The sequence below is a fragment of the Allobosea sp. FW305-C-101 genome (genome assembly GCF_058783685.1).
On sequence record NZ_JBYSYT010000007.1, the window covers coordinates 24,937 to 46,770 of the forward strand.

Annotated in this window: 18 protein-coding genes; 5 read left to right on the top strand and 13 right to left on the bottom strand. The window is 60.3% G+C overall.

From position 1 onward, the window contains the following. Nucleotides 1-2: 2 nt before the first annotated feature. The 10 genes from AC3WMA_RS23085 to AC3WMA_RS23130 all read right to left on the bottom strand — a co-directional run bounded on the left by AC3WMA_RS23085 (nt 3) and on the right by AC3WMA_RS23130 (nt 12,208). On the bottom strand, nt 3-896 hold the full coding sequence (locus tag AC3WMA_RS23085; protein WP_076442316.1) for a branched-chain amino acid ABC transporter permease: 894 nt from the start codon (nt 894-896) through the stop codon (nt 3-5). Then, nucleotides 887-2,797 (bottom strand): AMP-binding protein, encoded by a 1,911-nt coding sequence (locus tag AC3WMA_RS23090; protein WP_076442318.1) that lies wholly within the window; start codon nt 2,795-2,797, stop codon nt 887-889. Before AC3WMA_RS23090 ends, AC3WMA_RS23085 begins: the two co-directional genes overlap by 10 nt. Continuing rightward, complete coding sequence (locus AC3WMA_RS23095) at nt 2,794-3,594, bottom strand: ABC transporter ATP-binding protein (RefSeq protein ID WP_076442319.1); 801 nt, start codon at nt 3,592-3,594, stop codon at nt 2,794-2,796. The genes AC3WMA_RS23090 and AC3WMA_RS23095 overlap by 4 nt, the downstream gene beginning before the upstream one ends. Before the next feature lies 1 nt (nt 3,595). Then, nucleotides 3,596-4,462: an SDR family oxidoreductase gene (locus AC3WMA_RS23100; protein WP_076442374.1), complete on the bottom strand. Its 867-nt coding sequence runs from the start codon at nt 4,460-4,462 to the stop codon at nt 3,596-3,598. Nucleotides 4,463-4,470: 8 nt separating this feature from the next. Further along, a complete protein-coding gene (locus tag AC3WMA_RS23105) occupies nt 4,471-5,616 on the bottom strand; it encodes an acyl-CoA dehydrogenase family protein (RefSeq protein ID WP_076442321.1) in 1,146 nt (381 codons plus the stop codon). 20 nt (nt 5,617-5,636) lie between these two features. Next, nucleotides 5,637-6,536: a hydroxymethylglutaryl-CoA lyase gene (locus AC3WMA_RS23110; protein ID WP_076442323.1), complete on the bottom strand. Its 900-nt coding sequence runs from the start codon at nt 6,534-6,536 to the stop codon at nt 5,637-5,639. Between the two features lie 11 nt (nt 6,537-6,547). Next, entirely contained in the window at nt 6,548-8,575 is a 2,028-nt protein-coding gene (locus AC3WMA_RS23115) for an ATP-binding protein (protein ID WP_175624179.1), read from the bottom strand. Next, nucleotides 8,563-9,306: an enoyl-CoA hydratase-related protein gene (locus tag AC3WMA_RS23120; protein WP_210188708.1), complete on the bottom strand. Its 744-nt coding sequence runs from the start codon at nt 9,304-9,306 to the stop codon at nt 8,563-8,565. Before AC3WMA_RS23120 ends, AC3WMA_RS23115 begins: the two co-directional genes overlap by 13 nt. A gap of 48 nt (nt 9,307-9,354) precedes the next feature. Next, complete coding sequence (locus AC3WMA_RS23125; protein ID WP_076442326.1) at nt 9,355-10,950, bottom strand: acyl-CoA carboxylase subunit beta; 1,596 nt, start codon at nt 10,948-10,950, stop codon at nt 9,355-9,357. 79 nt (nt 10,951-11,029) lie between these two features. Continuing rightward, nucleotides 11,030-12,208 carry an ABC transporter substrate-binding protein gene (locus AC3WMA_RS23130; RefSeq protein WP_076442328.1) on the bottom strand — a complete coding sequence of 393 codons (1,179 nt, stop codon included), beginning with the start codon at nt 12,206-12,208 and terminating at the stop codon, nt 11,030-11,032. Nucleotides 12,209-12,455: 247 nt separating this feature from the next. On the opposite strand from AC3WMA_RS23130, the gene AC3WMA_RS23135 reads away from it, so the two are divergent. The 3 genes from AC3WMA_RS23135 to AC3WMA_RS23145 all read left to right on the top strand — a co-directional run bounded on the left by AC3WMA_RS23135 (nt 12,456) and on the right by AC3WMA_RS23145 (nt 15,692). Beyond that, the gene (locus AC3WMA_RS23135) at nt 12,456-13,595 is read left to right on the top strand and encodes a CaiB/BaiF CoA transferase family protein (RefSeq protein ID WP_076442330.1); all 1,140 of its coding nucleotides are present in this window, start codon (nt 12,456-12,458) and stop codon (nt 13,593-13,595) included. Between the two features lie 95 nt (nt 13,596-13,690). After that, a complete protein-coding gene (locus tag AC3WMA_RS23140; protein WP_492287648.1) occupies nt 13,691-14,779 on the top strand; it encodes an MBL fold metallo-hydrolase in 1,089 nt (362 codons plus the stop codon). A gap of 304 nt (nt 14,780-15,083) precedes the next feature. After that, a complete protein-coding gene (locus AC3WMA_RS23145) occupies nt 15,084-15,692 on the top strand; it encodes a TetR/AcrR family transcriptional regulator (RefSeq protein WP_076442331.1) in 609 nt (202 codons plus the stop codon). 162 nt (nt 15,693-15,854) lie between these two features. Here AC3WMA_RS23145 and AC3WMA_RS23150 read toward each other — a convergent pair whose 3' ends face one another. Further along, complete coding sequence (locus tag AC3WMA_RS23150) at nt 15,855-16,439, bottom strand: PAS and helix-turn-helix domain-containing protein (RefSeq protein WP_076442333.1); 585 nt, start codon at nt 16,437-16,439, stop codon at nt 15,855-15,857. 118 nt (nt 16,440-16,557) lie between these two features. On the opposite strand from AC3WMA_RS23150, the gene AC3WMA_RS23155 reads away from it, so the two are divergent. Both AC3WMA_RS23155 and AC3WMA_RS23160 read left to right on the top strand, forming a co-directional pair. Next, nucleotides 16,558-17,739 carry an acetyl-CoA C-acyltransferase gene (locus AC3WMA_RS23155; protein WP_076442334.1) on the top strand — a complete coding sequence of 394 codons (1,182 nt, stop codon included), beginning with the start codon at nt 16,558-16,560 and terminating at the stop codon, nt 17,737-17,739. Between the two features lie 10 nt (nt 17,740-17,749). Further along, the gene (locus AC3WMA_RS23160) at nt 17,750-19,702 is read left to right on the top strand and encodes an acetoacetate--CoA ligase (protein ID WP_076442336.1); all 1,953 of its coding nucleotides are present in this window, start codon (nt 17,750-17,752) and stop codon (nt 19,700-19,702) included. Between the two features lie 437 nt (nt 19,703-20,139). On the opposite strand, the gene AC3WMA_RS23165 is transcribed toward AC3WMA_RS23160, so the two are convergent. Beyond that, nucleotides 20,140-21,084, bottom strand: a complete 945-nt coding sequence (locus AC3WMA_RS23165; RefSeq protein ID WP_076442338.1) for an electron transfer flavoprotein subunit alpha/FixB family protein — start codon at nt 21,082-21,084, stop codon at nt 20,140-20,142. Further along, nucleotides 21,084-21,830, bottom strand: a complete 747-nt coding sequence (locus tag AC3WMA_RS23170; RefSeq protein ID WP_076442339.1) for an electron transfer flavoprotein subunit beta/FixA family protein — start codon at nt 21,828-21,830, stop codon at nt 21,084-21,086. Before AC3WMA_RS23170 ends, AC3WMA_RS23165 begins: the two co-directional genes overlap by 1 nt. Nucleotides 21,831-21,834 lie beyond the last annotated feature (4 nt).

The following is a 21,834-nucleotide window of genomic DNA, read 5'->3' on the forward strand; positions in this document are numbered from 1 at the left end:
GCTCAGATCCTTTCAATATCGTGCTGGCCGAATAATCCATAAGGTCGGATCATCAACACCAACACGAGAACAACGAACGCTGCGACGTCCCGAAAGCCGTCCAGGTCAAACACGCTCTTGAAGACACCATCGGCAACGTTCTCGAGTACGCCGATGAGAACTCCGCCGACAGCCGCACCTACGATTGAATCGAGCCCACCAAGGATGACGACCGGGAAGACCTTCAATCCGAAGGCGGAAACGCCGAGGTTTACGCCGTTGATCGTTGCGATCAACATTCCGCCGACCGCCGACACGACACAGGCAATCGCCCAGGACAGCGCAAAAATCTGACCGACATTAACCCCCATCGCCATGGCCGCCTGCTGATCCGACGAGGTGGCGCGCATAGCTAGCCCCAAACGCGACCAGCGGAAGAATGCCGCGAAGGCGCACATCGCCAACACGGAAAACGCCATGCTGAACAGATAATGGTAAGACACCGGCGTTCCCCCGATGCTCACCGCTCCGTCGGGAATGGGAGTTGGAAGAACCCGCACGTCGACTCCGAAGATGGCCCCGACGATCGCCTTGAGTACGATACCAAGCCCAAGCGTGATCATGATGACCGAGACGATAGGGTCGCCGATCACCCGACGCAGAACAACGCGCTCGATCACATACCCCAACAAGGCGCAGACAATGCCCGTCATCAGGAATGCCGCCCAAAACGGCAGCTTGTAGTCGACCGTCAGAAACAGGCAGATATAGGCTCCCACCATCATCAATTCACCTTGAGCGAAATTGATAACACGTGTGGTCTTGTAGATTACGACAAAACCAATCGCTGTCATGGCGTAGACAGAACCGACAACAATCCCGCTCACACACAGCGATATTAATGCATCTAGGGACATAACATCTCCCGGATTTTTAAATCTTCTTCAAGTCTCTGCACACGACCAGACCTGTACGAAATCTCGATCGATAGACGTGCGGTCTTATTTTCGACCCCGTAAAGATCTTCGATCACGCTTCGGTATTTTTCCGAAACAGCACTGCGCCGTACCTTATTGGTGCGCGTCAGCTCGCCATCGTCAGCGTCGAGCTCCTTGGGAAGCAGAACGAACCTTTGGACGCGGAAGCTCTCCGGCAGGCGCGAATTAAGCTTGTCGAGATGCCTGGCCACGAGCTCGTATACCTTGGGATGAGCGGCAAGATCCCTATAGGTCGTGAACGCGATCTGATTGTTTTCCGCCCAGAGGCTGACCAGCCTGGCGTCGATGTTGATGAGCGCGACCAAGAAGCTTCGACCATCGCCGAAAACCACGGCCTCCTGCACGACAGGGATGAACTTGATCTTGTCCTCGACGAACTGCGGGGAGAAGCTGGTACCGTCAGCGAGATGGCAGAGATTGCGCAGCCGGTCGATCACGACCAGGTGGCCTGATGCCTCGTCGATATAACCCGCGTCGCCAGAGTAGAGCCAGCCATCGACCAGCACCTTCTCCGTCTCTGCAGGATTGTTCCAATAGCCGGCGAAAGACGCCTTGCTGCGCGTCTGGATTTCGCCACTCTCCGCAATCCGGATTTCGGTATTCGGGAGCGGCTGGCCTACAGTCTCGAAATTTATGTCGCCAGCCTGGTGCATGACCGAAATGCCACAGAGTTCGGTCTGTCCATAGACCTGCTTCAGGGGGATGCCCAAGGCATGGAACAGCCGGATGGCATCCGGCGCCAGACTGCCCCCTCCCGTCATCGGAACCCGCATGCGTGCAAGGCCCAGAGTGTCCTTGAGATGCCTGAACAGCAACAGCTCGCCCACAATGCGCCCGAGCTTCACCAGCAGAGGCACATGCCCCTTCCCGGCCCGTTCGGCTTCGACGGCCGCCGCGTAACGCTCGCCCAGCGGCAACAGAAGGTTGTAAGCCGCGCGCTTGAACGCGGTCGTATCGTCGATCCCCGAGCGAATTTGCGAGGCAAGATTTTGCCAGTAGCGCGGAGGCCCAACCAGAAACTGCGGCGAGATATCATATATATCCTGCTCAACTGTCTCCAAATTTTCTGGGAAATTGACGGTAAAATGCGCAGCAAGATGACAGCCAACGATCGTCATCTGCTCGCCCATCCAGGGCATCGGCAGCGCGGAGAGGTAATTGTCACCTCGATTCTTCTTATCGACCGAGTTCATCCCCGCAGCCATTATAGTCATCGCCGAATAGGTGATGCAGGCGAGCTTCGGCCCCCCTGTGGTCCCCGAGGTCACTGCGAGCAGCGCCAGGTCGTCGATGGAGGTTTGGCCGATCAAGCGCTCAATCTCGGCCACCGGTATGGCCGCAGCCTCCGCTTTGGCCCACAAGGCACCCAGATGCATCACACGTGGATCGCGGTATTCACCGAGCCCCTTCGGCTCGAAATAGATGATCGCGCGGACGGATGGCAGGTTCCCGCGGAGGGAAAGCAGCTTGTCGACTTGCTCCTGGTCTTCGGCAAAGACGACCGTGGCTTCGCACTGATTTATGACGTACTCGATCTCGGACGCGACCGATTCGATATAGATGCCGACAGCGACGGCGCCGACCGCGAGTGTGCCAAGTTCAGCATAGAGCCACTCCTCGCGATTTGCCGCGATAATGGCGACACGGTCACCATGCTTCAGGCCGCACGCCAGCAGGCCGCGCGCCGTGTCGATCATTCGGCGCGCATAATCCTGCCAGCTAATCTCTTGCCATATTCCGTATCGCTTCTGCCGCAGCGCCACGGCAGAAGCCGGAAGCGTCCGCGCATTGTCGAGCAACTCCTGTGGAAAGGTCTTCACGCCCGCGCCTCCACCATCGTCTCAAACATGCCCGGCTCGCCCAGATAAGAGCGCTGTACTTCGGCATTGGAAGAGATGTCATCCGGCGTCCCCTCAGCGATGACAGAGCCAAAGCTGAGAACGGTTATATGCTCAGACAGATCCATAACGACCTTCATGTCATGCTCGATCATGACGATAGTCACGCCCATGACTCGATTAACGTAGAGGATATACTTTGCCATATCCTCCTTTTCGGTCAGCGTCATGCCCGCCATCGGCTCGTCAAGCAGCAGCAACCGGGGCTTCATTGCCAGAGCGCGTGCAAGCTCGATCTTTTTTTGTTGGCCATAAGCAAGAGTGCCTGCGGGCCGGTGCCGAAGCGGCTGTAGCTCCAAAATGTCGATGATCTCCTCGACCTCGGCGCGAGCTTCGATTTCGCGTCGACGGCTCGGCCCCCAGAACACGCCATCGAGAAACACATTCGGTTTGAAACGACGATGGCGCCCCACCAGAATGTTATCGATGACATCAAGATGCTTGAAGAGCGCTAGATTCTGGAATGTCCTCGAAATCCCGTGAGACGCACGCATCGCCGGAGACTTATGGGTCAGATCGTGACCGTCGAAACTGATGCTTCCCTCGCGGGGTCGATAGCGCCCGCTGATGCAATTGAGCAGACTGGTCTTGCCGGCGCCGTTGGGTCCAATGATGGAAACAAGAGCGCCGGCCGATACTGTGATCGACGCATTGCGGAGAGCCTTGACCCCGCCGAACGACAGAACAAGGTTCCGGACATCAAGCAACGTCGTGGCCATGTCAGACTACCCGGGCTTTTTTGAAATATTCCGGCTCGCCGGCGGGCCAGACATCGCCCCACATCTGCTGCCCGCCATCCACCGTGATGACCTCGCCATTGAGAAAGGCGCCTGTTGGGCCAGCCAGATAGGCTACAGCGCCCGCGATGTCCCATGGTGACCCGCAACGCAACATGGGGTTGGAGGCAGCGAACCGCGCGGAGGCCTCGGGCGGGTAGACACGAAACCCGGTGCTCTCGATCATACCCGGAGCAACACAGTTGACCCGGATTCCATGGGGGCTCCATTCAACCGCCACCGACTTCGACAGATAGATCACACCCGCACGCGCCGCGCAGGTGTGCGCGACTTGCGGCATGCCGCGCCATATGTCGGCGACGATATTGACAATCGTCCCTGGGCGACCTTGCGCAACCCAACGCTGCGCAGCGCTTTGCATCATGTACCAGGTGCCGTTGAGATTTGTGTCCACAACAGCGTTCCATCCCTTCTTCGAGATGTTCAAAGCGTCCTGAGGAAACTGGCCGCCAGCATTGTTGACGAGAATATCAAGCCCCTGCCCGCCGCTGGCTGTATCGATCAGTCGATCCACCGCTTCCGGATCCCGAATGCTCATCGGCACCGCGGTAACGTCCGCCCCGAGACCGGTGAGAAAGTCGCTCGCATTCGTCAGCTTCGCCGGATCACGGCCACAGATAACCAGCGACGCGCCGAGGCGGGCGAACAAGGTGGCGATTGCCAACCCGATGCCGCTTCCGGCTCCCGAGACCAGAGCCACCTTGCCCTTGAAAAGCTCCGGGGCAAACGCGATCGGCAGCGATGCCAGCTCCTCGGGTGCAGGCCCGAAGGATGAGGGATTGTCAGCCATGTCCACCTTCACTCGTAGCGCTTGGCCACTTCTTCGAGCATCACCTCGGTGGCACCGCCGCCGATGGACAGGATACGCGCGTCTCGAACCATGCGTTCGATGTCGCTTTCGCGAATATAGCCAAAGCCGCCATGGAATTGCTGGCAGGCGTAGGTGACTTCATTGACGAGTTCGCCTGCCAGGGCCTTGACCATCGACACTTCACTGACGCACGGGATCTCGCGCTCCATGAGCCAAGCAGCGTGGTAGACCAGCTGACGCAACGCTTGGACACGTGCATCCATCATGGACAGCCGATTACGCACGACCTGCTTGTCCCACAGCGTGCCGCCAAAAGCTTTGCGGTCCTTGACGTAGCGACGGGTCAACTCAAGCGCACGCGCGCATTCGCCAGCAGCGATCGCTCCGATAACCAGTCGCTCGTTCTGGAAATTGCTCATCACCGCATAGAAGCCGCGGTTTTCCTCTCCGAGCAGCGCTTCCGCCGGAAGTTGGCAATCAGTGAAAACCAGTTCAGCGGTGTCCGAACAATGCCAACCAAACTTTTCGAGAGGCCGCGCCACCTCAAAGCCCGGCGTGCCCTTTTCGACGATGAACATCGATATCCCTCGCGACCCCTTTGCTTCCGGGTCCGTTCGGGCGGCAACAAAAAAGAGGTCGCCATGAACACCATTGGTGATGAACATCTTGCTGCCATTGAGCACCCAGCCATCGCCGTTCCGGCGGGCATTGGTGCGCAGAGCCGCCACATCTGACCCGGCGTCCGACTCGGTCACCCCGACGGCAGTGATCGTCTCGCCAGAGATGATCTTCGGCATGTACTTGTCGAGCTGAGCCGGATTGCCAAAATGCGCGATGTGAGGCGAGGCCATATCCGTATGGACAAGAACCGTCGCACTGAAGCCGCCAAAGCCAGATTTACCAAGCTCTTCCGCAAGAATGACCGTGGAAAGTTGGCTGAGCTCGGAGCCACCATAGCAGCTGGGGTAGCGAATGCCGAACAGTCCGAGTTCGCCCATCTTACGCAGAACATCGCGAGGAACGAACCCCGCCGCTTCCCAGGCGCGCCCATTCGGCCTGACTTCGTTCTCCACAAACCGTGCGATTTGCTCGCGTAGCGCGTGGTGCTCTTCAGTAAAATAGATGCTGTCCACTGACGTTTCCTCGATTTATCTTATTGATATGCAGCTAGAAGTGCCTGGCCTGACTTGCTGTTATTGAGTAATCCAAGTTCGTCGCACAATGACTGTCCCGCTATGGCCATCCGCTGCGCATCGATACCCGTGTCGATTCCATGAGCAGCCAACAGGACCAGCACATCTTCGCTGGCGACATTACCCGTCGCTCCCGGTGCGAACATGCAGCCGCCGAGCCCTGCCGTAGCGGCGTCGACCGCGCGGATGCCCGCGAGCAATGCGACATCCAGGTTTGCGATCGCTTGCCCATGGGTGTCATGAAAGTGGCATCCCAACCGGTCGGCCGGGACACGAGCCAGAACGCGGTTCAGGAGCTCGCGCGTTTTCGGCGGCGTTCCGTGACCGTTCGTGTCCGCGAGATAGACGTCGTCGACTCCGAGCTGGAGCAGCGTGTCACACAACTCCGCCACAACTTCGAAATCAGTTGGTCCTTCGTACGGGCAGGCGAAGCAGCAGGATACATAACCGCTGATGCGCGTCTTGCCGTCGCGGCGCATCCGTTCAATCTCGACGATGCGAGCGAGCGCGCCAGCCCTGTCGCAACGCTGGTTGCGCTCAAGAAACGTATCGGACGCCGCAATGACGACGCCGCCCCAATCGAGATCGGCTTCCAGAAGTCGATCCATCCCGCGGCTATCCAGCACCACTCCGCCATATTGGACGCCCGCGGCACGCGGCAACTGCCCGCACAACTCGTCGGCATCGGCCATTGTTGGAACCAATTTCGGATTCACGAAACTGGCCACCTCGAGCCGCGTGCATCCGGCAGCGATCAGAGCTCGAACCAGTTCGATCTTGCGCTGCGTCGGCACGACGGTTTTGAGGGCTTGCAGGCCGTCGCGCACCACGACATCGGTCAGTATGGCGGTTTCAGGCACGGCTCTGCCCCTCAGGCGTTACTGGCGAAGCTGACGAGGAGACGACCCATCTCCACGGTATCACCGGGCCGACAGGTCACCTCGCCGATCGTCCCAGGGCCTATGGCCACGAGACGATGCACCATTTTCATGGCCTCGAGGACGACGACAACGTCACCTGTTTCAACCCTGTCACCGGCCGTCACCGGCACCTCGATGACGAGGCCAGGGATCGGTGCGACAATGTCCAAACCGGCCCTGCCTTCCGGGCCGCCCGTAGCCGCCTGGGTCGGTGCTTCCACGGCCCGCAGCATGCGTTGTGCAACACCGCTGCGAATTTCATATTTGGCGCCAAACTGGTCGACATCGACCGAGTATGCCCGGTCGCCGGCACGTAACAGAATTCGTCCACCGTCGCGGCGCGCGTCGAACATCTCGTCTTCGCCTGCACCCTCGACCCGGTATTTGCCCTTCCGCCCATGCACTACGACGCGGTGGCTCTCGCCGGTGTCGTCCACGATGTTCGTGACCAGATGGGACGAACTTCCCGCCCGCTCCAGCAGACGCCACCCAGCGAGAGACCCCCATGGGTCATCGCCGTGCCGAGCCTTGAGCGCATCCTCGGCCGCAAAGGTTCCCGCCACGGCAGCCGCCACGAGCGCATTCTGCAGTTCCTCGGCAGGAACGACATCTTCCCAAGGTCGGAAGGAATCGAGAAAGCGCGTCGTTACTGTACTGGAGCGGAACTCGGCTGTTTTCAGGATGGCCTGCAGATAGGCCTTGTTTGTTTCGAGACCATGCAACTCGAACCCGTCCAGGGCCTTGAGCAGGCCGTTGCGGGCCCGTTCCCGATCTTCTCCCCAGACTAGGAGTTTCGAGATCATCGAGTCGTAATAGGGCGTTACGCTGCTGCCGGCGGCGACGCCGGTGTCCATGCGGAAGCGCTGGCCATGCCCCATCTCGGCAACTGCAGTCAGCCGCTCGATGCGACCTATGGACGGCATGAAATCGCGTTCGGGCTGCTCGGCATTGAGTCGCGCTTCAATGGCATGGCCATTGACGCGAATATCGATCTGCGCGAACGGCAGCACGCCCCCCTCGGCCACGCCCACCTGCAGAGCCACGAGATCCAGCCCGGTCACCATCTCGGTGACCGGATGCTCGACCTGGATGCGCGTGTTCATTTCCAGAAAGTAAGCTTCTCCAGACGAGGCGTCGTAGAGAAACTCGACCGTTCCGAGCGAACTGTAGCCAATCGCCTTGGCCAGACGCACCGAGCTGTCAAACAACTGATGGCGCAGCTCTTCGGAGAGATTTGGAGCAGGAGCCTCCTCCACGACCTTCTGATGTCGACGCTGCAGCGAACACTCGCGATCGAACAAATGGACTACGTTGCCATGGCTATCGCCGAGAACTTGAACCTCGATGTGCCGGCCGAAGGGAACGAAACGCTCCAAAACAACTCGCGCGTCACCGAATGCCGTCGAAGCCTCGCGGCGCACCAGATCAAGCGCGACGGAAAAGCCGCTCGCATCGTCGACGATACGAATTCCCTTGCCGCCGCCGCCGCCGCTCGCCTTGATCAGCAGAGGAAATCCGACGTCCGCGGCCGCTGCCGTCAGCGTCTCGTCGCTCTGGTCTTCCCCATCATAGCCGGGAACAGTGGCAACGCCGTGCTCCTTAGCAATCCGGCGCGCCTGGAGCTTTGAACCCATCGCCACGATGGCGTCGGGACTCGGGCCAATGAAGATCAGGCCTGCATCTGCGCAGGCCTGCGCGAGCACGGGATTCTCTGACAGGAAGCCGTAACCCGGATGGATCGCGTCCGCCCCTGTTTCGAGGGCAGCGGCAATCAATTTTTCGGGCAACAGATAGCTGCGGCTCGCTTCGGCAGGGCCGATGCCCACGGCCTCGTCGCAGGCACGCACATGCAGCGCGTCGCGGTCCGCCTCTGAATAGACCGCCACCGAGCCGATTCCCAGGCTCCGGCAGGTTGCAGCAATACGGCAGGCGATTTCGCCGCGATTGGCGATCAGGATCTTGTTTATCACGCGCGCCATGAAGGAACCGTCTTGCCGAGGAATGATTTGATGCCTTCGCGACCGCATTCTGTTTCCCACGCATCGGCGAGCCGATCGGCGGTGTAGAGAATGTTGTCCTGCTCGCTGTGCCCATCAACATAGGCGATCAGCGACTTGGTGATGCTGATCGCCTCTGGAGCGGCCTCGAGAAAGGTCGCGACTTCGCGTTCGACAGCGTCCTCCAATTGTTCGTCGGCGACGACCTCGTGAACGATACCCAGCTTCTGGGCGTCCATGGCGGAGAACCGCCGCCCCGACAGGGCGTATCTGCGCGCCTGGCTGGCGCCCATGCGACGGACGACATAAGGGCCGATGTTTGCCGGCACCAAACCGAGCCTGACCTCACTCAGCGCGAACGAGGCGCTTTGCGCGGCGACTACGGCGTCTGCCGTGCAGGCGAGGCCGACACCGCCTCCGAACGCAGCACCGTTGACCCGTGCGACCACCGGCTTCCCAACGGTATCGGCGGCGTACAGCATGTCCGCGACGGCGCGGCTACCGAGCACGCGCTCACTGCGGCTGGAATTGTTGATCGCCTGCATCCAGGCAAGGTCGCCGCCGGCGCAGAAGGCCTTCCCGGTGCCGGTCAGCACGATCACCCTTACATTCAGGTCGCGACCGCAGTCGTGAAACGCATCCTTCAGGTCGCGCAGGAGGGCATCGTTCAGCGCATTTGCGGCTTCGGGGCGGTTGAGCGTGATGCGGGCCACACCCCGTCGATCGGTCTCTACGATCAAAGTCTCGTACATTACTGCACCCTACATACGGAAAACGCGAAAGCGCGCCGGCGCCCGTGGCACGCGATCGGCAAGGCTCAAACACAATCCGAGCACGTCTCGTGTCTGCCCTGGTTCGATGATGCCATCATCCCAAAGGCGCGAGGTGGCGTAGAATGGGTCGCTCTGGGTTTCGTATTGCTGGCGCACGCCCAGCTTGAGCTCCTCAAGCTCTTCCTCGGTCCCCCCCTTGAGGCCGCTGCGGCGGATATCGACCAGCACGGTCTCCGCCGTTTCCGAGCTCATCGTCGCGATCTTCGAGTTTGGCCAGGCGAACAGGAAACGCGGCTCAAATCCGCGCCCGCACATGCCGTAGTTTCCAGCGCCAAAAGAGGCTCCGATCAGCACGGTGTATTTCGGCACGGTTGCGCAAGCGACGGCGGCAACCATCTTGGCACCATCCTTGGCGATGCCGGCCTCTTCGGCTTGCTGGCCGACCATGTAGCCAGTCGTGTTCTGCAAGAAGAGCAGCGGCGTGCCACGCTGGTTGCACAGCTCGATGAAATGTGTGGCCTTCAACGCGGATTCGGAAAACAGGATGCCGTTATTGGCAACGATCCCAATCGGATAACCATGGATAAAGGCGAAGCCGGTGACGATCGTCGTGCCGTAGGCGGGCTTGAACTCCTGGAAGTCGCTGCCATCGACAAGGCGCGCGATCACCTCGCGAACGTCATAGCCAACCTTGTAATCGGTCGGGACAATGCCGGACAACTCTTCCGGATCATACAAGGGCGCGCTCACAGGCCGACGGTCGAACGTATTCTGCCTGGGCCAATTCAGGCTCTCAAAAATGGACCGAACCGCGCTATAGGCCTGCTCCTCGGTGTCCACCATCAGATCGGAGACGCCGGACTTGTAGGTATGGAGCTCCGCGCCTCCCAGGGTTTCAGCGTCGACGATTTCCTTGAGGGCAGCCTTTACGATGGGCGGGCCACCGAGGAAAATCCGTCCAATCCCCCTTACGATAATCACCTCGTCGGATAGGGCCGGCACGTATGCGCCCCCTGCCGTACAGCCGCCAAGAACAACCGAAATCTGCGGCAAACCAGCCGTCGACATCTGACACTGGTTGAAGAAGGACTTCCCGAAATGGTCCTTGCCGGGGAACGAGCGGTCCTGCGTTGGCAGGAAAGCGCCGCCTGAATCAACCAGGTACAGACAAGGGAGGCGATTTTCCTCGGCAATCCGCTGAGCCCGAATATGCTTTTCCACGCTTTGAGGGAACAGCGTGCCACCCTTTACGGTGGCGTCATTGGCGATAATCATGACATGGATGCCATGAATCATGCCGATGCCGGTCACAATTCCCGCGCCGGGAGACTGATCGTCATACTGTCCGAACGCCGCGAGGGTCGATAGTTCGAGAAACGGCGAGCAGGGATCGACGACGCAGTTGATGCGATCGCGAACCAGCATCTTGCCCCGATCCAGATGGCGACGAATCTCCCGCTCACGATTACCCGACACCACCCAGGACTGACGCTCCCGCAGCAACTCGGCCAATGCCGTATTGTCGGCGTGGTTGCGTTGAAAATCGGCGCTGGCTCGGTCGATCCGCGTCTTCAATTTGGGCATGATACCGGTCTGATCGTGAGGGTGAGGGACCGCGAGTGGCGCGGCAACGGGCCACTCGCCTAAGAAATCGGCCAGGAGCCTATTTGCCGAGCCAGTCGGCGCGCCGTTCGAGCACCACTTCTCCCAACAGGACCGGCTTTTGATCGGCGATCCGGTAGATGAATACGGTATCGCCCGAGCGATGATCGGTTGGGGAATAGACCAACGGCGGCATCAGCCCGCCGACATCGATCGGCTTTCCGGAATCGAGCGCCGTCTTGATCCCCTCGCCAGTCAGGTTGCCGGCCGCGTCAGCGGCTTTCATGCCATCGCCAAGGGCAATCATCGCCACCCAGCCCCGCAGGAAGTTGTGATCGTCCACGTCACCTGGATTTTCGGCAGCAGCCCTCACTGCAGCCTCGACCGGCAACCCGCGCGCGCTCAGCGCGGCGATCTGAACCGAGACCAGTCCCTCGATGGCAGGGCCGGCAAGCTTGATCAGATTGGGGTCGTAGGTCCACACACCGCCGTAGAAGCTCGTGTTGAGCCCGACCTTCTTCGCATCACGCACGATGGGAGCGACCGTCGAGGCGATCTGCTGGAGCCAAATATAGTCCGGCTTCAAATCCTTGAGGCGCGTTACCGCACTGACCGCATCCAACGCGCCCGGGTTGACCACTTCCTTCCCGACGACCTTGATCTTGAGCTCGGCGGCATAGCTTTCAATCGCCGGAAGGACACTTTTGCCGAACGCATTGTCCGTATAGATGATCGCGAGCGTCGGCCGACGCGTCGTGTCGGCCCAGTTGTCTGCGATATGCTTCAATCCGGCGCGAGCCTGGCTGGAATAGTCAGCACCAGCAAAGTAATTGTAAGGAGCGCCCTTGGGATCGGCGAGACTGGCCGCGTAGGATGCCGAGAACCAGGGCATCTTGTCCTTCGCCACGGTCTCCATGAGAGCCTCAGTGTCACCGCTACCGAACCCCTGGATGGCGACAGCCCCGGCGCCCTTCAGCTTCTTATAGGCCGTGAATGCGCGCGGGATCTGATAGCCGTAATCCTCAACCAGGGCGGTGATTTTCTTGCCATTGATGCCGCCATTCAGGTTGATCGAGCGAATAGCCGCCTGCACGCCCTTTGCATACGGAACGCTTTGCGTCGCAACCGGACCGGTCGCGTCGTAAATCACTCCGACCTTCACATCCTGCGCGCGCCCCTCGGACGACATCACAGAAAGCGCCATGCTCATGCCTAGTGAGAACTTCAAGAGCCCGTTCATCGCCACCTCCCTTTGACTACCTAACGTTTGTTCTGTAGTAAAGACACACGCTGCGCTTTGTCAATCGAGCTTTTCACCCGACTGGCGGTGACAGTTGCCCAGCCGCAATTCCGAAGCCGTAGTTAAGGTCGCAAGCCCCCCCCCCCGGAGGAGACATTCAAATGAGCAACAAGGCAGCGATTCCTTGCCCTGTCAGACCTGCAGGCTACGGCGAAGCGGCTCCCCCCTCTGTGGCTGGACAACAGCCGTGAGTGGCCCGCTCGCCGGCATTCGCATCATCGAGATGGCAGGCATCGGCCCCTGCCCTTTTGCGGCAATGCTGCTCTCCGACATGGGAGCCGAAGTCATTCGTGTGCATGCAAAAGGCGCGAAGCCTGTCCTGCCATTGCTGAACACGCGCTACGACGTCCTCGCGCGCGGACGGCGTTCGATGGCGATCGACCTTAAGAAGCCCGGCGCCCGTGGGGTCCTGCTCGACCTTATCGAAAAAGCCGATGCCCTCATCGAAGGATTTCGGCCTGGCGTCATGGAAAGGCTCGGCCTCGCGCCGGACGCCTGCCTCGAACGCAACCCGCGGCTGGTCTTCGGCAGAATGACCGGATGGGGCCAGGAAGGCCCGCTCTCGTCGCGGGCAGGTCATGACATCAATTACATTGCCCTGTCGGGCCTGCTCAACGCAATCGGTCGCAAAGGCGCGCCGCCCGTCGTTCCGCTCAATGTGGTGGGCGATTTCGGCGGCGGAACCCAGTTCGCATTTGGCGTAGTCTGCGCTCTTCTTTCAGCGCGAATGACCGGCGCGGGGCAGGTCGTAGATGCCGCGATGACCGATAGCGCCGCACTTCTCGCCGCGATGGTGTTCGGGTTCAAAGCAGCGGGCGCGTGGTCGAGCGAACGACATGACAATCTGCTCGACGGCGCCGCGCACTTCTACGACACATATGAATGTGCGGACGGGAAATTCGTCGCGGTCGGCGCGATCGAGCCACAATTCTATGCAGAATTTCTCTCGCTACTCGGAACGGGAGACCAAGCCTTTGCGAAGCAGCATGACAAGGAAAGCTGGCCGCAGCTGAAGCAGCAGTTGGCTGAGATCATCCGGACCAGGCCGCGAGACGACTGGGCGGCCTTGTTCGAGAACGCGGATGCGTGCCTGAGCCCGGTGCTTGATTGGGACGAAGCCATCCAGCATCCGCACAACCGCGATCGGGGCTCGTTCATCGAGATTGCCGGCGTGGTCCAGCCGGGACCGGCCGTACGGTTCAGCGGCACGCCTACGGTGGTGCCGCGCGCACCCTCTGCCCCCAGCGAACATACCGAAGAGATCCTGCGCGCCTGGGGCACGTCTCCCGAGGCGATCTCCGCGCTGCGGCGGGCAGACGCCATCTGATCGAAGCCCGATCCCTGGAGCGATTTCGGCTGGCGCAACGACCTTGGGACGACTCCCTTCTAAGCTGTCGTCCCACCTCACTATGGAAAGAAGCAATGCGAAGGATCGACGCGAAGATGCCGCCTATGCCCCTGGAGGACGCCCCGCGATACCCGTTCGTCGACGCGCCTGGCCCCGGCCAAATATTCGAGGTAGCGCCCGGTATCTTCTGGGCACGCATCCCGCTGCCCTTCCAACTCAACCACGTCAATGTTTACCTTATCCAGGACGACGAGGGCTGGGCCATCGTCGATACGGGGATAGCGCATGATGACGCCAAGGCCGCATGGGAGGCGCTCTTGTCCGGCCCTTTGGCAGGATGGACAATCACGAAGGTGATCATCACTCATTATCACCCCGACCATATCGGGCTGGCTGGCTGGCTTTGCGAACGCTTCAACGTTCCGCTTCTGACCAGTCAGGCGTCATATCTCAGCTGCATCAATCTTGCCCTCGATCCCGGCGCGCTAGAAGCACGACCCTACCGCGACTTCTACGTGCAGCATGGCCTGACGGAGGAAATGGCGTCAATCGTCAGTACGCAGGGCCATGCGTATCAAAGAATGGTTGCGCCTTTGCCGCTAACCTTTCGCCGGCTCGTGGCGGGAGATCATCTCCTGCTGGGCGGGCGACGGTTCGACGTCCTTTCAGGCGATGGCCACGCACCGGAGCAGATCATGCTCTTTTCGCCCCAAGACCATATCCTGCTTGCTGCCGATCAGGTCATCGCAAAGATTACTCCCAACATCAGCGTCTGGGCTATCGAACCGGACGGAGACCCGCTGGGCTTATATCTGCGTTCGCTTCACGCTCTGATGTCCAGCCTGCCGGCGGATACGCTGGTTCTGCCCGGCCACCAGCTGCCATTCATCGGCCTCCATCACCGTTGCTCGGAACTGATCAGTCATCACCAGCACCGCTGCGCCCTTATCACGGACGCCTGCCGGTCCAAATTCATGACTTTGGCGGAGCTCTTGCCGGTGCTTTTTCCGCGTCCACTCGACCCGCACCAGCGCGGCTTCGCTTTCAGCGAGACACACGCGCATGTAAACCGCATGGTTGCCGAAAAAATTCTCGTCTGGAGATATCACGACAACTTGCGACAGGTCGCCGCGGCGCCGACCGGCTGCGGGCAGTTCAAATAGGTTTTTTAATCACCAAATATTCGCCTATGTGAAATTAATACATGAGTTTTACTTATCGCTATGGCCAGATTTACTTAAAAAATCGATATCGTCTCTGTCGAAATCAAATATTTTTGCAGATAATTTTTTGAAATCTCGCAATGCGCCGACTTGCTGGCGCGCTCCAAAACTGCTCTAGAGCTGAAAATGGCCGGGAAATCGAAATCCTGAGAAACTCGCTAATGATCGAAAATGGGCCCTACTTGACAGAAATTCACCAAAATCTATGTAGCCTCCAGAAAATCGGAAATGCGATCTCGACAAAATGACACTGGAGCAATCTTCACCCGATATGCGGCAGCGGATATTGGACGAATCCGCGAGACTTTTTTCGGAAAACAGTATAGCGTCTACGTCAATGCGCCAAATTGCGAAAGAATGTGGCATCCAGGCTGGCAGCCTATACTATCATTTCAAATCCAAGGATGAAATCGTTGCCGAAGTCCTCGAATTGGGTATTGAGCTCATCGCCAACGCCGTGAAAGCGGAGCTTGAGCAATTGGGCAAAGATGTCGGGTTTTCCGATAGGTTCCATGCGGCAATCCGTGCGCACCTCAACGCATTTTTTCTGCACCGTCACTATACGGCCACCCATATTCGCGAGTTCAAGCAGGCTCCGCTTGGCGCCCGAACGAAAAATATTAAAACCAGAGACGCGTACGAGCAGCTTTGGGCCGATCTGTTTGCCCAAGGTGTGCGCGAGGGTGTTGTGGCGACCGATGTCGACCTGCGCTTTGCCCGCCTCCTGCTACTCAGCTCGATGAACTGGGCGCTTGAGTGGTTCAAGCCTAAAGGGCAGCGTAGCTTTGATGAACTCGGGACGACGATCGTCCGAATCTTTTTGAACGGCTGCTCGGCGCGAACCGACGAGTAGAGCATCTTCGGTCGAAATGGCCGCCAGCTTGCCTGAAAAGAGCTTTTCCTCGTTTTAACGAAGCGCGAAAATGCTCTAGCTGAAAGCCACCCTGCCGACGTGTCGTCATTCAGCGGCAAGTCTTGACACGGCGCGGCGCCAGCCCCGGCTCACCCGATCAAGTTATCGGACGGCGCGAGGAAAGCCCGGCTGCCGCAATCCGCCGAACCACGACGCTAGTTCCGCTGCATTCCTCACGCCGACCTTTTTCATGATCCGTGATCGATGCGTCTCGGCGGTGCGCACGGATATGCCGACTTCCTGCGCAATGCCGTGATTGCTCATGCCTTGCGCGACGAGCCCGACGATCTGCAGTTGCCTTCTTGTCAGGGCCGGGCGGGCAACGGCCACAGGCCAGCTTATAGGCTGAATCAACCAGATTGCATGTGAAGTCGGGTTGTTACGGTTTAGCGCCTTTCCGTGCACACGACACCAGAATCTCTCACCATCCGACTTGCTCATGAAGCGCTCATCAACGTGGAAGAGTTTGTTTTCGAGGTTCAGCTTCCAGCTTTTTCCTCTGCTTATGTATTCATCATCATTAGGATAGATAATGCGGAAACTTTTCCCGATAATTTGTTGTTTTTCATACTCAAAAAGCTCGCAGAACGCTTGATTGCATTCCCTCATCACCCGAAACGACCCGATTACGGCGGGGAGCGGGATGTCTTCAATGCCAAGGGAAGCGTCCCGACGAAGTGCCAACATGTAGTGTTTCTACTACTCCGTCGTCCACAGGTCCATGGCTAAGTTCTCCGCATCGCATTGACGGTTGAGAGGCGCCTGACGAAGGAGCCTGCCCGATGTGATGGGGGGGGAATCGCCCATGCGCGACGCTGTTATCGTTTCGACTGCCCGCACACCGATCGGCAAGGCTTATCGCGGGGGCCTCAACGATACACCCGGCGCCACGCTCGGCGCCCACGCGATCAAGCATGCGCTCGCACGTGCAGGGCTCGACGGCGCCGAGATCGAGGACGTGGTGCTGGGCTGCGCCATGCAGGAGGGCACGACCGGCCTCAATGCTGCTCGCCGTGCGCTGCTGGCGGCTGGCCTTCCGGCAACGGTTGCGGGCACCACGATCGACCGCCAATGCTCATCGGGCCTCAATGCAATGGCAGTACTGGCCAACGCGATTCGCAATGACGGTCTGACCGCCGGTATCGCAGGTGGGCTGGAATCGATCAGCCTCGTGCAAAACGAGCATCGCAACACCTTCCGCCTGATCGACGAGAATGTGATGGCAGTGAAGCCTGACGTCTACATGCCGATGATCGACACAGCCGAGGTTGTTGCCAAGCGCTACGGCATCAGCCGCAAACAGCAGGATGAATACGGTCTGGAAAGCCAGCGACGGGTCGCCGTCGCCCGCGAGGCCGGCCGGTTTTCGTCCGAGATCGCGCCGATCACGGCGCGTATGGCCGTGATCGACAAGGAAACCAAGCAGGTCAGCCACCGCGAGGTGGAGATCGCTCATGACGAGGGACCGCGCGGTGATACGACCGCTCAGGGCCTTTCCGGGCTCAAGCCGGTGCGGGAAGGCGGCACGGTCACGGCCGGCAACGCCAGCCAGCTGTCTGATGGCGCATCGGCCGCCGTGATGATGGACGGGCGGGAAGCCTCGAAGCGTGGTCTTTCGCCGCTCGGCATCTTCCGCGGGTTTGCCGTTGCCGGTTGCGAGCCCAACGAGATGGGTATCGGCCCGGTCTTCGCTGTGCCGCGACTACTCGAACGCCACGGCCTCAGTATCGACGACATCGGACTCTGGGAGCTCAACGAGGCCTTCGCCGTGCAGGTGCTCTACTGTCGTGACCGGCTCGGGATCGCCCCCGAAACGCTGAACGTCAACGGCGGCGCAATCGCCCTCGGCCACCCCTATGGCATGAGCGGCGCGCGGCTGGCGGGCCACGCGTTGATCGAAGGCAAGCGGCGCGGCGTTCGCTACGCCGTCGTGACCATGTGCGTGGGCGGCGGCATGGGCGCTGCCGGCCTGTTCGAGATCAACTAGGGACAACCGGATGACCGCTCCGCTTTGGGAACCATCTCCTGACAGAATCGCCTCCGAACCGATGACGGCCTTCATGCGCCGTGCAGCTGAAGTATCCGGGAGGCCTATTGTCGACTACGCTGCGCTACACCGATGGTCGGTCGAGGACCGGGACGCCTTCTGGAGTCTGATTTGGGATTTCTGCGGTGTCATCGGCGAAAAGGGAACCCGCGTTCTTCAGGATGGAGCCGCAATGCGCGGCGCGCGGTTCTTCCCCGACGCCCGGTTGAACTTTGCCGAGAACCTGTTGCGCCGCCGCGGTAGCTCCGACGCGATTATATTCCGCGGAGAGAATAAGGTCGCTCGCCGCTGGTCCTGGGACGAACTTGCGGCCATGATGTCGCGCATCCGCCAGCTATTCGAGGCCCATGGCGTTAAGGCAGGCGACCGTGTCGCTGGGATGATGCCAAACATGCCGGAGACCGTGGCGGCCATGCTCGCTACCGCGTCACTGGGCGCGGTCTGGTCATCCTGCTCGCCCGATTTCGGCTCACAGGGCGTGCTCGATCGCTTCAGGCAGATCGAGCCGGTGATATTCATCGCTCCGGACGGGTACTGGTACGCCGGCAAGCAGAATGACGTGTCGGCCAAGGTCAAAGAGATCGCGACAAAGCTGCCATCGGTCCGCGCGACTATCATCGTCGACTATCTCGGCACGGCGCGGCAGGTGGCACCCACCATCCCCGGCGCGATGTCGCTGGAGGACGCAATAGCTCCCTACACGACGAAGACGATCGATTTCGCGCGACAGCCCTTCGACCACCCCCTCTATATCCTGTTCTCATCAGGCACCACCGGCATTCCAAAATGCATCGTGCATTCGGCGGGCGGCACGCTGATCCAGCATCTCAAGGAGCAAAAGCTGCATGCCGGCGTGCTGCCGGGGGAGCGCTTCTTCTGGTTCGCCACTTGCAGCTGGATGATGTGGAACTGGTTGGTATCAAACCTCGCCAGCGAGGCGACCCTGCTGCTTTATGATGGCTCGCCGTTCTATCCGCAGGCCAACGCAATGTTCGATTACGCCGAAGCCGAAAAAATGACCTATTTCGGCACCTCTGCCAAATATATCGATGCGGTGCGCAAGGCCGAGTTAAACCCGAAAAAGACCCATGATCTTTCGAGCCTGAAAGCTATCCTTTCGACCGGCTCGGCTTTGGCGCCGGACAGTTTCACCTATGTTTATTCGCACATCAAGGACGATGTTCACCTAGCCTCTGTCTCCGGCGGAACGGACATTGTGGCCTCTTTCGTCACAGGCATTCCAACCGAGCCAGTGTGGATCGGCGAAATCCAGGGACCTGCCCTCGGCATGGCTGTCGATGTTTGGAACGATGACGGGTGTCCGGTACGCGGCGAAAAGGGCGAGCTGGTCTGTACCGCAGCGTTTCCTTCGATGCCGATCGGCTTTTGGAACGACCCCGATGGCGCGAAGTATCGATCAGCTTATTTCGAGCGGTTCGACCAGATCTGGTGCCACGGCGACTTCGCTGAATGGACACAGCGCGGCGGCATGATCATCTATGGGCGCTCCGATGCCACTTTGAACCCGGGGGGCGTCCGCATCGGCACTGCGGAAATCTACAATCAAGTCGAGCAGCTCGAGGAAATCGTCGAGGCGCTCTGCGTCGGGCAAAGCTGGGAAGACGATGTCCGCGTCGTCCTGTTCGTGCGCCTTGCAGCGGGTGTTTCGTTGGATTCAGCGCTGACTCAGAAAATCCAGACCCAGATCCGCACCGGCGCGAGCCCACGGCATGTCCCCGCCCGCATCGTCGCCGTTGCCGACATCCCCCGCACTAAATCGGGAAAGGTCACAGAATTGGTGGTTCGCGACCTTATCCACGGCCGCATGGTGACGAACAAGGATGCGCTGGCAAATCCGGAGGCACTGGACTTGTTCGTGAATCTGCCAGAGCTTCAAACATGAATCATGTCATGAGAACGATACGACACGCCTTGCCCTGAGGCTCAGCTGATCCAGCTTTGCAAAGGAGGCCTAAGGCAACCCCAACCGGCCATCACAACACACAACGCAATTATGCTGCGGAGAACTGGGTTTCGTGGGAAAAGCTTGGTGGCATCATACCGGCTTCCTTCAAGATCGCCTTTTGGAGGCCAATTTGGACGACCGGATCGGCTTTTTGGATTCTGAATGGGAATTGATCGACCCGTTACTGCCGCATGAGCGCAGGCGCGGATGCCAACCGCTCCTGCGTTGCCTGGCAGCATGAGAATCCACGGCAAAGCTGGCCGAGGCGCAGTTATCGAGCGCCTCGGCCAGCTTTGCATCAGACAGATCACACCGGACCAACGGCAACAATGCCTTGAACACCGCAGAGGCGGCCCGGAAGGACGGCGCCGGCCTTACTTGCCGGCTTTGGCGAGTTCGGCGTCGAGTTCCGGCAGGACGGTGAACAGGTCACCGACGAGGCCGTAATCGGCGATCTGGAAGATCGGGGCTTCCTCGTCCTTGTTGATGGCGACGATGACCTTGGAGTCCTTCATGCCGGCGAGATGCTGGATGGCGCCAGAAATGCCGACCGCGATGTAGAGCTCGGGCGCCACGACCTTGCCGGTCTGGCCGACCTGCCAGTCGTTCGGGGCGTAGCCGGCATCGACCGCGGCGCGCGAGGCGCCCATCGCGGCGCCGAGCTTGTCGGCGACGGGCTCGATCACCTTGCCGAAATTCTCGGCGGAGGCCAGCGCGCGGCCGCCCGAGATGATGATCTTGGCCGAGGCCAGTTCCGGACGGTCGGACTTCGCGACCTCCTCGCCCTTGAAGGACGAGTTGCCGGGGTTCTCGGCCGCCGAGACGCTCTCGACCGTAGCCGAGCCGCCTTCGCCCGCCGCCGCGAAGGAGGCGGTGCGGATGGTCAGCAGCTTCTTGGCGTCGGTCGACTGCACCGTCTGGATGGCGTTGCCGGCATAGACCGGGCGCTCGAAGGTGTCGGGCGAGACGATCGCGCTGACATCCGAGACCTGCATCACGTCGAGCAGGGCGGCGACGCGCGGCAGCACGTTCTTGCCGGTCGTGGTCGAGGGCGCGACGACGGCGTCGTAGCCGTCGGCGAGCTTGGCGATCAGCGCGGCGAGCGGCTCGGCCAGGGCATGGCCGTAAATCGCGTCATCGGCGAGCAGCACCTTCTCGACGCCGGCGAGCTTGGCGGCCGCATCGGCCGCGCCCTTGGCGCCCTCACCAGCGACGAGGATGTGGACGGGCGCGCCGAGCTTGGCGGCAGCCGTCAGCGCCTTGGCGGTCGCGTCCTTGACGGAGGCGTTGTCGTGTTCGGCGATCAGCAGCGTGGTCATCAGATCACCCCGGCGGTCTTGAGCTTGGAGACGAGTTCGGCAGCATTGGCCACCTTGACGCCGGCGGAGCGGCCGGCGGGCTCGACCGTCTTCAGAACTTTCAGGCGCGGCGCGACATCGACGCCGAGCGCTTCGGCCGTGGTCTCGTCGAGCGGCTTCTTCTTCGCCTTCATGATGTTCGGCAACGAGGCATAGCGCGGCTCGTTGAGACGCAGGTCCGTGGTGACGATCGCCGGGAGCTTGAGCGAGACCGTCTGCAGGCCGCCATCGACCTCGCGGGTGACGTCGACCGAATCCGTGCCGAGCTCGACCTTCGAGGCGAAGGTTCCCTGGCCCCAGCCGAGGAGGGCGGCGAGCATCTGGCCGGTCTGGTTGCAGTCGTCGTCGATCGCCTGCTTGCCGAGGATGACGAGGCCGGGATTCTCCTGCTCGACGACCTTCTTCAGGAGCTTGGCGACGGCGAGCGGCTCGACGATCCCGTCGACCTTCACCAGGATGCCGCGATCGGCACCCATGGCGAGGCCGGTGCGGATCGTCTCGGCGGCCTGCGCCGGGCCGATCGAGACCACGATGACCTCAGTCGCCTTGCCGGCCTCCTTGAGGCGCAGCGCCTCCTCGACGGCGATCTCGTCGAACGGGTTCATCGACATCTTGACGTTCGCGAGCTCGACGCCGGACCCGTCCGCTTTCACGCGGATCTTCACGTTGTAATCAACCACCCGCTTCACGGGCACCAAGATCTTCATCAAA